The sequence below is a fragment of the Pseudomonas sp. ICMP 3272 genome (assembly GCF_001466905.1).
In the GTDB taxonomy this organism is placed as follows: Bacteria; Pseudomonadota; Gammaproteobacteria; order Pseudomonadales; family Pseudomonadaceae; genus Aquipseudomonas; species Aquipseudomonas amygdali.
Genome location: NZ_LKEK01000086.1, coordinates 20,737 through 31,068, shown reverse-complemented (window position 1 = coordinate 31,068; position 10,332 = coordinate 20,737). Strand labels below are relative to the sequence as shown.

Here is a 10,332-nt window from a genome sequence, read left to right as displayed (position 1 = left end):
AGAGTCACTTCCACTGTGCCAGCAAAGGTTCGGCTGCCGGTGTTGCAGCCCGCTCAAGCGCATTGGCGATACGCTCGGCGCGCAGCGCCATCAGCGAGAACGACTGGCTATCGCTGATTCCGTGGCTGCGTTCGGAAAGACCGTTGACCCAGATATTCACGTCGCACTCGCCCTGCGTAGCGACGCGGTAATCCCGATCAATCAGCAGGCCGCCATCCAGATCGGCCTTGAGCCATGGCTGCAAGCCACTCAATAACGGTGGTATCAGGTACTGCTGATAACCGGTGCCGAGCACAACGGCGTCGACTTCCAGCACTTGGGTGCGCTGGCTGAAGGTGTCGGTCAACTCGATCCGGTAGCCCTCGGCGCTGTGCTCGATGGCACTGATCAGGCTGTAAGCATGGGTCTGCAGACGCTTGCGTCCGGCGATGGAGTCCTCGTAGATCAGCGAAAACAGCTTCTGACTTTCATCCGGGTCGATCCCGGCGTAGTTGGTCGAACGGCTCCAGTCGAGAAAGCGCTGCCGCGCTGCGGGGCTCAGGCTATGGAAGTAATCAACGTGATCCGGGGCAAACACCCGGTTGGGGAACTGCCCCAGTTGAGTGAGCTTGAAACCGGCAGAGCGATGCACTGAATGCACCTCGATGGCAGGATCGCGACTGACCAGTTCCAGCACCGACTCACTGGCGCTCTGCCCCGAGCCCAGCACCAGCCAGCGCTTGGGCAAGTATTCGCCAAAGGCTTGCAGGCGGGTCAGAAACTGCGAAGTGTGAAACAGCGTCGGGCCAAGCAGCGCCTCGAACGCGTGTGGAATGCGCGGTGCGCTGCCGCTGGACAGCACGACATTGCGCGTCGTGAAGCAGGTTTGCGGCGTGCAGACCCGTACTTCGTGCAAACGACCGTTGCGCAGCACAGGGTCAATCCCGGTGACCGGCGTGTTGAAGCAGGTCTGGCTGTCCACTTGCCTGGACACCCAGGCCAGATAATCCGACCATTCATGGCGACTGGCGGGACGGCCCAGCAGGCCGAAATCGAACATCCGCCCCTGTTCCTTGAGGTACATGGCGAAGGAAAAGCGGCTGCGCGGGTTGCGCGGCGTCACCAGGTCACGAAATACGTGATGGTTGATGTCAGTTCCGGCCAGCAGCAGTTCGCGGTGCCATTGGCTGTCTTGCGCAGCTTCCAGATAGCGAATGGACAGCGAGCCGAGCGGGTCATTGGCCTCCCGTGCGTCTTCAAAAGCACAGGCCAGCGCGATGCCGGCTGGACCAAAGCCGATACAGACGGCGTCCGAGTGCAACGTGTGTGGTGTCGAGTTACCCATGAAGTTCCTGTCCTTAGAGTTGGCGTGAAGCGGTGTTCTTGGTTTTTCTTGCGGCTATCGGCTGACGGGGGTCAGTCCTGTGGGGCCCGGGGTCCAGACACAGGTCATCGCGCCTCGCAGCTCGCCCCGATCAAAGCCGACTGCGCCCAACGGTGTGTTGAAGGTGGTGTGCTGCAACGCGTTCAGCAGTTGCCCGGCGCGAAGACCGCCGTCGGCCAGCTCAGCCAGCACGTAAAGCATCAGCAGGCTTTCGCGAAAGTAGGTGTGTGGCTCGGCAGCGAACAACATTTGGTGCAGCGCGCTGGCATGGCAGCCATTTCCTGGGTTGTCAGGAGTCCCGAAACCGATGACGAACGTCTTGCCACGCTGGTCCTCGGCGCAGCCCAGATACGGCGAGGCAGCGTCGTCAGTCAGTACCAGCGGGCGGTTACTCCCGGCCTGTCGTCGCGCCTGCCAGTGTTCGCGACTGGGCTTGAGGCGGCCGGCAAATACCTCGACATCAGCGTGCTCTGGCTCTTCGACGCGCTGCAATCCAGCGCGTACCAGCGCTTCGCAGATGGCAACGCACAAGGCCTGACCATGAGCGCTGTCATCAGCCTGAACATGCACACGGCGCCATTGACGGCTCGCCAGCCAGCTCACCAGATCTCCCGCCAGTTGACGGTCCGAGGGGCAGAAACGGAATGCGTTGGGGTGCTCAAGCGTCAGGCCATCAATCGTTGCTGCCGGTGTCAGCAGCGCGATACCGGCTTGCCGATACAGCGCCGCGGCGCTGACGGCGGCGTCCGATGAAAAATGGCCAATGATCAGATCCGCTTTCCAGTCGATCATGTGCCGCGCCACTTCGGCCCCGCGAACGGCATTGGCTCCGTCGTCGAGAAAGTGCCATTGCACCCGCGCAAGCCCCGGTACGCAATTGCGCGCCACGGCCAGCGCCCTCATGAAGGTCCGCGCGTGCGGCGTGTCGTGGGGGTCGAACAGTGCGCTGACCCCGACCCGCAGACCCGGCACGGGTGACGCGAGCGGCGTCATGGTTGTATCCCCGCCAGACTGGCAGCGGGCATCTGCCGGCGTGGCGACAACGCCGACCAGCCGAGGCTCGGCCGGTCCTTTCCTGCCAGATGACTGCGCAGTTGCTCGAAAGCGATACCGGCAACACCAGGAGCAAACTTGAACCCCAGTCCCGACATGCCTGCGGCCAGATAAACCGGGCTGTGCTCGGCGCAGAAACCCAGCAGCGGACGACCGTCGGCGCTGTAACTGTCGAAACCCGGCAGCACATCCAACACACGTGGGTGGGTTGCCGAACCGCACAGCCGGACAATGCGCTTGCAGGCGTCTTCGGCATGCCGCGCATCAGGCTGTGCCAGATGCTCTGGCCAGAGGCTGTTATCGCGGGCGCCGCAGCCGGTCTGCACGATATGGCGGGTCAGCGGTATCGCGTAGCTCTGAGTAACCGCATCGATCACCGGCATTGACCAGTCGCTGTCAGTCAGCACCCGGGCAAAGGGGATCGAACGGGCTTCCAGCCCCGCGTGTGGCACCAGATGCTGACTCCAGGCACCCGCAGCCACCACTACCGCCCGACAACGCAAGGTGGCGTCCCCCATGTCGATGTGTACGAGGTCCGCAGCACGACAGTCGATGGCTTTGATCTCGCGATGCTCCAGCAGCAAGCCTTGCTGACGAACCACGTGGCACAGCGCCGCGACAGCCTGACGTACATTGCCGACGCAGGCGCGAGGTTCGAACAGGTTGACCCGCTCAACTGCCGGGCAGTGCGGATAGCGACCGCCATCGAGTTCATGGCCCGCCAGCAGACGCATCGGATAGCGTCCGCTGCCGTGCTGCTCGATAGCCCGGCACAGATTATCCAGCTGGTCCGTGGCGGCCCGGTAGATCACCCCGGTACGTCGCAGTGCGCTGGCGTAAGTGGTCGCGAAAATGCCGTCGTCCATCAGGCTGATTGACCACTCCGCAAGCTCCATCAGCAGCGGATCGCTGTCATACAAGCGAACCAGACCGCCGGAATAAGCGCTCGCCCCCAGGCTGCCGGCTGCGCCCTTGTCGATCAGAGCGACCGACACACCTGCGCTGCACAGCTTCGCCGCGATGCTGGCGCCGGTAATCCCGGCGCCGATGACCGCTATCTCGTAATCGATGAACATGTGGTGCATCCGTTCAGATGGAGTATTCAGCGGCCGAGCCGTTCATGAGCGTGGCGTTGACCCGGGCTTCGGGCAGTCCGAATGCCGATATGATCTGCGCTGACATTTCCGGAATCAGCGCCTTGCCAGCCACTGCGATGAACGCTGCCAGATGGCTGACGGGCCGACCTTCTGCCAGACGTGCGCGAGCAATGGCGATGACGTCAAGCAGCACCTGAGCCATGCCCTTCATCGAGAACTGCGCAGGCTCTGCGGCCCTGCTCCATTGCAGGCGTAATGCTTCCAACAGCCCGGCATCCGCCCCACAGATACCGCTCCACCAGCTGTCATCGCGATGTTTTCCGGCGTCCAGCAACGCGGGGAAAAATTCGCTGAATATCTGCTCCCGCCATGCGCGGAAATGCGTCAGACGAAAATCGCCTTCGCTTTGCTCGGGTGCGATGCTTGCCAGATACAGGCGCGCACTGTCGGCACAGGCTTCACGGGCCAGATCGCCGACCCAGATCGCATGATTGCGGCTGGTCGACAGGTTCAGGCCGTCCAGTTTCAGAAACTGATTGGGCATGAAGCGCTGGCGAACTTTGATATCGCGCAGCGCCGACAGCTGCGCCGGGTAGACGATGGCGTGGCTGAACACGCAGTCAAAACCGAGAAAATGCACCAGCGTGCCCTGTCCCGACTGCCAGTACTGACGGAACAGCTCCGGACGCCCGACACTGTCGGCATATTCACGAAATGCCGCCATATAGCCCGCCAGCCCCATGAACCAGGTGTGGACCCGGCACGAGCCGTCGGCCTGCAGGTCAAGCCCGCCGTCGCCCGGACGGGTTACGCCCCAGTCATGCAAGTGCTCCAGCGTATCGCGTAGCCAGTTGTCGAGCGGCTTGCGCCATTGCTGGCCCAACAGACGATCACGCAAGTGCGGCTTGAAATCAGCCAGCTTCAGAAATGCACGATGGGCCTTTTTCCATTGCGACGGCTGCCTGCACAATTTGCAGTTCAGACTGGTCATCAACTCGGCGTCAGGGGCCTGAGCGCAGTTCTCGCACTGGCTGGCATCAGAATCGGCCCCACAGTAATTGCAGTTGCCTCGGGCAAATGCCTCGTAGCCCCACACATCGCAATCGGGGCAGTACGGCTCGCTGGAATCGCGAAATTCGATCGAGCCCGCTTCACGCAACGCGTTGAACACCTCGCCAACCGCCTCGGCAAACCATGGGTTGTTGTGCGGACGCATCCAGTTGTCGGGTTTGATGTTGATCGCCGCCAGCGACGCTTCGATGCGGTCGGAATTACGCCCGGCCAGCTCGACCGGATCAACGCCCTGCTCCAGTCCTTTGCGCAGCATGTAGGACTGGTAATCGTCGGAATACGACACCAGCACACAGTCGTGACCGCGCTGGCGCTGGACCCGGGTGAACACGTCAGCGGCCAGAAACGGGCCGGCGATATGACCTATGTGCAAATCGCCATTCGGGGTGGGCGGCGTGATGGTCACGATGTACTTACTCATTGAGGCACCCCGTGGTTTCGCTGTGCTGAGCCACGAAAGCATTCACGTAGTTCATGTCCCACCACACCACATAGAAGTGGAAGTCCTCGGCGGAATCATTGATGACGTAATGATTGGTGTGTTTCGGAATCGCGGCGATATCGCCCACGACGAAGTCCATCTGTTTTTCGCCGACCACCAGACGGGCGCTGCCCTTGATGGCAATGAAGATTTCCTGGTCGATCTGGGTATGCGCTTCGCTGCTCGTACCCGGACGAACCACGCACCAGCCGCCAGCGAACGGCATCGGGTAGCCTTCCCAAGGCAACAGGCGACTGCCATCGAGCCCGTACTCATGTACCAATGAGTCGAAGCGGGTTTTACGGTGTATATCGAACTTTTCCATGCTCATTCCCGTACGTTTCAAGTCCGGTAAAGCATGAAATTGTTGCCAATTGTTGGCTATCCGATTGCCGGATAGCTCAGGGTCGAGAAATCGATTTTGCAGATGGCTGGTCACGCAAACACATGCGGGTCATATGTTTTTTGGCAATGACGGGTATCAATAACGCTGATAATTGAATCGAGGGCGGCGGTGTTACCGTTGTAGGCGATGAACGAACATATCTCCCGGCCTCGCGAATCCGCGTCGCGAGGCCAGTGAATCTCTGCTCTGCTTCATCACTCCTTTGGTTAGATCTTTTAAGCCACCCCGCTTGTGCGAGGTGGCTTTTTTTTGCTTAAAGATCGAACCCGTCCACCACGTTACGGCGCTCGTTCTCGCTGCGCATGTCGTAGCTGGCGGTGGTCGAAATATGCGTGTGATGCGCAAGTTTCTGGGCAATCGACAGATCGAACTCTTCGATCACACGAGTGATGAACGAACGTCGAAAATCGTGGGGCATGATGTTCACCCCCACCTGCCGCCCGCGTTGCTTGGCGATGAAGTAAATGGCGTGTTTGGTGATTCTGTCGCGAGTGATATGGCTGCCGCGGCGAATCCGGTTGAACAGGAACGGGTCATCGCCCTGCCCCGGCTGCAGGCACGAGCGGCGCAGTTCCAGCCAGTCGTTCAGCGCTTTGAACGCCCACTCGGGGGCATATTTGATCAACTGTTTGTTACCTTTGCCCAGCACCCGCAGGCTGCGCTCGGCGAAATCGATCTGTGACAGGTCCAGGTTGACCGACTCGGACTTGCGCATCCCCGAGCCGTACAGAATCGCAATGATCGCGGCGTCGCGACGCCCTTGCGGCCTGGGGTCTGCAGCGCAGGCCTCCATCAATTCACGAATCAGCGTGCGGCGGATATTACGGCCCTTGGCCAGACGCGTACCGCTGACCGGCTTGATCGAGCGAATTTTCAATAATTGTTCGTGGCTGATCAGGTCGTGCCGCCAGGCTTCGTTCATCACACCGCGAATAGCGTTCACATACAGCGAGGTGGTATTGGGTGCGTAGTCGTCTTCACGCAGCGTCGCGACCAGTGCGGTCACGTGGCCAGGCTGCAGGGTGTGCCAGGGAATGTCATGAATATCGACGTCAGCCATGCCCAGACGATCTGCCGCGTCCTGCAAAACGTAGGTCATAGTCAGGCGGCTTGAGGGTGCCAGGCGGTCGAGATAGAGGCGCAGTGGCTTGTTGACGTCGGGCAGCGAAGGCTGGCTGACAATGCGTGCGTCCTGATCGGTATAAGGGTCTTGCGGCATGTGGAACGACGCCTTTTCTGGTGCAAGCGCGCGAACAGCTGCGGCGCTCTTCATTCATATTCAGGCAGCCGACTTTAGCACGAGGGCCCTGCTGCGACACCTCTGGCGCGGCTCGTTCAGCTCAGCTGAACGAGCCCTCCCGGCAATCATCGGTAACACCCTGCTGCTTGAACGACGCGCTGCCTGGGATAGCCTTGGCCGACTTTTCCGGCCCTCAAGGCAAGCACGTATCTTGATTCCGCCCCTCGCTAGCAAAGCACATGGCCGTCGCGACGCGGCTGCGCATTTCTGGTTGCTGGCCCATCAGGTCAGTCAGCGCAGCGAGGCCGAACGCCTGGCGAACATTCAGGCAGGCTTTGTGCATGGCTGGATCCGCGCGGTACGCGACGCGCTGGCCCTCGGCCCGCGGCAAATGGAGGCGCTGTTCAATGCATCAATTTCAACGCTGGAACGTCGCCAGCGCCAGAAACAGCCATTGGACCCCGTGGCTTCGGAGCGTCTGGACCGCCTCGCAATGATCGCCAGTCACATCCTTCGCGTGCTTGAAACACCCGAGCGCGCCAGTCGCTGGCTGGTGACACCCAACGCAGCACTTGGCGGTTGCATCCCGTTGCAATTATGCGAAACCGGGCTCGGCACCGCCCGGATGCATCGCGCACTTGAATATGCGCAGTCAGGTGACAAGGGCGAACCCAGCGTTTTTTGACCGACTCAGCGCCCGGTGTCCACCACAACCCGGCCACGGATCTGGCCCGCGATCAATTGCGGCGCGATGTCGATCACTTCACTCAAGCCAACTTCACGACTGATCAGCGGCAGCAGCGCCAGGTCCAGGTCGCTCGCCAGCCTGGACCAGGCTTCCAGCCGGTCAGCCCGCGGGCGAGTAACGCTGTCGATACCAGCCAGAGTGACGCCGCGCAGAATGAACGGTGCAACCGAGCCCGGAAACTCTATACCCTGCGCCAGACCGCAGGCCGCGACTACGCCGCGATAACGAATACCGGCGCACACATTGGCCAGCGTATGACTACCGACAGAGTCGATTGCCGCCGCCCATTGCTCCTTGACCAAAGGTCGCCCCGGCTGCGAAAGGGTCGCCCGGTCGACGACCTGCGCTGCGCCGAGTTGATGCAAATATTCGCTTTCCGAAACACGCCCGGTGGAGGCAATCACCCGATAGCCAAGCCTGGCAAGAATAGCGATGGCGAAACTGCCGACTCCCCCATTGGCACCGGTCACCAGCACATCGCCGTGGTCGGGTGTCAAACCGTGCTTCTCAAGGGCCAGCACGCTGAGCATTGCGGTATACCCCGCCGTGCCAATGGCCATCGCCTGCGCGGGCGTGAAAGCATCCGGCAATGGAATGAGCCATTCGCTCTTGAGCCGCGCCTTCTGTGCCAGACCGCCCCAGTGCCCTTCGCCAACACCCCAGCCATTGAGCAGGACGTTGTCACCCACCTTGTACTCAGGCGTATCGCTGGCTTGCACCGTACCCGCCAGATCAATACCCGGCACCATCGGAAAGCTGCGCACAATAGGGCTTTGGCCGGTGATTGCCAGCGCGTCCTTATAGTTCAGCGTGCTGTGCGACACGTTTATCGTCACGTCACCTGCAGGCAACTGTGCTTCGTCGATATCGGTCAGATTGACGCGATAACCTGCCTCATCCTTGTCGATCAAAATGCCCTTGAACATGTGCGCCTCCAATTTAGACTGATCGTCTTTAAATAGCCCTGAAAAAAAGTCATTGCGGCAAACCACGAAGGTAACCGGCAATAAACGTGTTCAGTGGTGTGTCGCTTTTGACCAGCCGGGCGCGGAGCACCGCCCCTTCCCAGCCGATCCAGAAAAACGCGGCCAATTCATCGCAATCGGCACTTCTAGCCAACTCACCATGCGCCTGTGCGGCCCTGAGGCAGCAGGCCAGCTTCGACTGCCAGTCCAGCAGCGTCTGCTCCAGTACGGCACGAAACCCCTCCGGCAACAGACCGACTTCCTGGCCCAGATTGCCGACCATGCAACCGCGTCGATAATCATGCCGCGCCATGCCGCTCTTGGCGCTTTGGACAAAGCCCACCAGTCGCTCCAGTGGCGAAAGCGCTTCGTCCAGCAGCCAGTGGTCCAACCGCTGTGCAAAATAGCGAGCGTATTCATCCAGTACCGCCCGGCCGAAGGCTTCCTTGCTGGTGAAGTAGTGATAGAACGAGCCTTTGGGAATGCCGATTTCCTTGAGGATGTAATCCAGCCCGGTGGCCGAGAAGCTTTGCTCGGTCAGCACTTCCAGACCGCGGCGCAACAGTGCCTCGCGGGTCTCGAGGTTGTCGCGGTCCACTTTCGGTGGCCGCCCGGGGCGTCTGGTTTTTACAGGCAATTGAGTCATGCAGGAATATTAGACCGATCGTTTTTTATGTCAACCTCGCCGCGCGGTCTATGTTTTGCGCCGGAAATGCCGTTTGCCATTCACGCTATTCTCGCGCTCAATGCCATGTACATGACTGCCCGAATACAAGCCGGAGAAACACATGAGCCAATGGCCGGACACCCGCATTATTGACCTGCTAACTATAGAGCTGCCGGTGCTGCAAGCGCCTATGGCCGGAGCCACCGGATCACAAATGGCTATTGCTGTCGCGAAGGCTGGCGGGCTGGCATCGCTGCCCTGCGCAATGCTGACCCCTGAGCAAATCGAACAGGAAGTCACCACCTTTCGGCAACATACCGGCAATCTGCCCCTGAACCTGAACTTCTTCTGCCATCAGGCTCCGGCCTACGATGCCGAACGCGCCGAGCATTGGAAACAGGCGCTAAAACCCTATTACGAAGAGTTGGGGGCCGATTTCGATGCGCCGACGCCCGTCTCCAACCGTGCCCCTTTCGACAGCGCCACCTGCGATCTGGTCGAGCGCCTGAAGCCGGAGGTGGTGAGCTTCCACTTCGGCCTTCCCGAGCGAGCGCTACTGGAACGGGTCAGAGCCACCGGGGCAAAGATCATTTCCTCGGCGACCACGGTCGAGGAAGCCGTCTGGCTGGAGCAGCATGGCTGCGATGCGGTCATTGCCATGGGCTACGAAGCCGGTGGTCATCGGGGCCTGTTCCTCAGCGATCAACTGCACACTCAGGTCGGCACTCTGGCGCTGGTGCCGCAAATAGTGGACGCCGTGCGCATTCCGGTCATCGCTGCGGGTGGTATTGCAGATGGTCGCGGGGTCGCGGCGGCATTTGTTCTGGGTGCCTCGGCGGTACAGGTAGGTACGGCGTATCTGTTCTGCCCTGAAGCCAGCGTCAGTGCACTGCATCGCCAGGCGCTGCACACTGCAACGGACAGCCAGACTGCGCTGACCAACCTCTTCACCGGGCGTCCGGCGCGCGGCATCGTCAACCGGATCATGCGCGAAGCTGGCCCCGTCAGCCCACTCGCCCCTGCGTTCCCTCTGGCAGGCGGTGCCTTGATGCCGTTGCGCGCACAAGCGGAAAAACAGGGCAGCAGTGACTTTACCAACCTCTGGGCAGGTCAGGCAGTTGGTATCAAACATCAGCTGGGTGCGACCGAGCTGACTCGGCAACTGGCTGAAAACGCGCTGAAAATTCTCTCACTCCGGTAAAACAGTGCTTTCAGAACAACAGGCTATCGCTATATATTTA

10 protein-coding genes are annotated in these 10,332 nt (G+C 60.6%); 2 read left to right on the top strand and 8 right to left on the bottom strand.

What is annotated here, in order from left to right; all coding sequences use genetic code 11:
* Positions 1-4: 4 nt before the first annotated feature.
* The 6 genes from AO068_RS22380 to AO068_RS22355 form a co-directional block, all read right to left on the bottom strand.
* The gene (locus AO068_RS22380) at positions 5-1,324 is read right to left on the bottom strand and encodes a lysine N(6)-hydroxylase/L-ornithine N(5)-oxygenase family protein (protein ID WP_058409478.1); all 1,320 of its coding nucleotides are present in this window, start codon (positions 1,322-1,324) and stop codon (positions 5-7) included.
* Between the two features lie 54 nt (positions 1,325-1,378).
* On the bottom strand, positions 1,379-2,356 hold the full coding sequence (locus AO068_RS22375; protein WP_058402851.1) for an ABC transporter substrate-binding protein: 978 nt from the start codon (positions 2,354-2,356) through the stop codon (positions 1,379-1,381).
* Positions 2,353-3,492, bottom strand: a complete 1,140-nt coding sequence (locus tag AO068_RS22370; protein WP_058402850.1) for an NAD(P)/FAD-dependent oxidoreductase — start codon at positions 3,490-3,492, stop codon at positions 2,353-2,355. The genes AO068_RS22375 and AO068_RS22370 overlap by 4 nt, the downstream gene beginning before the upstream one ends.
* Before the next feature lie 13 nt (positions 3,493-3,505).
* On the bottom strand, positions 3,506-5,005 hold the full coding sequence (locus tag AO068_RS22365) for a methionine--tRNA ligase (protein WP_058409477.1): 1,500 nt from the start codon (positions 5,003-5,005) through the stop codon (positions 3,506-3,508).
* A complete protein-coding gene (locus tag AO068_RS22360) occupies positions 4,998-5,390 on the bottom strand; it encodes a cupin domain-containing protein (RefSeq protein ID WP_016981567.1) in 393 nt (130 codons plus the stop codon). Before AO068_RS22360 ends, AO068_RS22365 begins: the two co-directional genes overlap by 8 nt.
* A 334-nt stretch (positions 5,391-5,724) precedes the next feature.
* Positions 5,725-6,690 carry a site-specific integrase gene (locus AO068_RS22355; RefSeq protein ID WP_057413424.1) on the bottom strand — a complete coding sequence of 322 codons (966 nt, stop codon included), beginning with the start codon at positions 6,688-6,690 and terminating at the stop codon, positions 5,725-5,727.
* A gap of 232 nt (positions 6,691-6,922) precedes the next feature.
* Between AO068_RS22355 and AO068_RS22350 the strand changes: the two genes are divergently transcribed.
* On the top strand, positions 6,923-7,396 hold the full coding sequence (locus AO068_RS22350) for an antitoxin Xre-like helix-turn-helix domain-containing protein (RefSeq protein WP_058402848.1): 474 nt from the start codon (positions 6,923-6,925) through the stop codon (positions 7,394-7,396).
* 5 nt (positions 7,397-7,401) lie between these two features.
* On the opposite strand, the gene acuI is transcribed toward AO068_RS22350, so the two are convergent.
* Both acuI and acuR read right to left on the bottom strand, forming a co-directional pair.
* Positions 7,402-8,385 (bottom strand): acrylyl-CoA reductase (NADPH), encoded by a 984-nt coding sequence (acuI, locus tag AO068_RS22345; protein ID WP_058402847.1) that lies wholly within the window; start codon positions 8,383-8,385, stop codon positions 7,402-7,404.
* A gap of 49 nt (positions 8,386-8,434) precedes the next feature.
* The gene (gene acuR, locus AO068_RS22340) at positions 8,435-9,070 is read right to left on the bottom strand and encodes an acrylate utilization transcriptional regulator AcuR (RefSeq protein ID WP_016981564.1); all 636 of its coding nucleotides are present in this window, start codon (positions 9,068-9,070) and stop codon (positions 8,435-8,437) included.
* Positions 9,071-9,212: 142 nt separating this feature from the next.
* Here acuR and AO068_RS22335 point away from each other — a divergent pair, with 142 nt between their 5' ends.
* A complete protein-coding gene (locus AO068_RS22335) occupies positions 9,213-10,292 on the top strand; it encodes an NAD(P)H-dependent flavin oxidoreductase (protein WP_058409476.1) in 1,080 nt (359 codons plus the stop codon).
* Positions 10,293-10,332 lie beyond the last annotated feature (40 nt).